Below are 263 nucleotides of genomic sequence, written 5' to 3' on the forward strand. Positions count from 1 at the left end.
ATTTCTCATGGCTGTCCAGCAGTGTCGGATAGATCGAGTTCATCGCCGGCTCAATCAAGCTGTAGGACAGGATATTTGGGAAAAAGAAGAGACTGACAGCAAACGCGACCAGAATGACAGGAGATACGAGCATGCCAGCCGGCGCTTCGTGAGCCTGTTTTTCAAGCTGCTCAGGCTGGTAACTTCCCCTGAACGTTTTAAACAGCAATTTCATGCTGTAGATAAATGTAAATACGCTTCCGATCCAGGCGAGAACAGGAAAT

The 263-nt window shown here is 47.9% G+C and carries 1 protein-coding gene; it reads right to left on the minus strand.

Translation table 11 applies throughout. The features are described from left to right. Positions 1-214 (minus strand): hypothetical protein (locus tag ACSNOH_RS35340; RefSeq protein ID WP_436725520.1); only part of this gene is annotated, 214 nt, incomplete at its 3' end. Positions 215-263: the final 49 nt, after the last annotated feature.

The organism is Streptomyces sp. URMC 127, assembly GCF_051386535.1.
Lineage (GTDB): Bacteria > Actinomycetota > Actinomycetes > Streptomycetales > Streptomycetaceae > Streptomyces.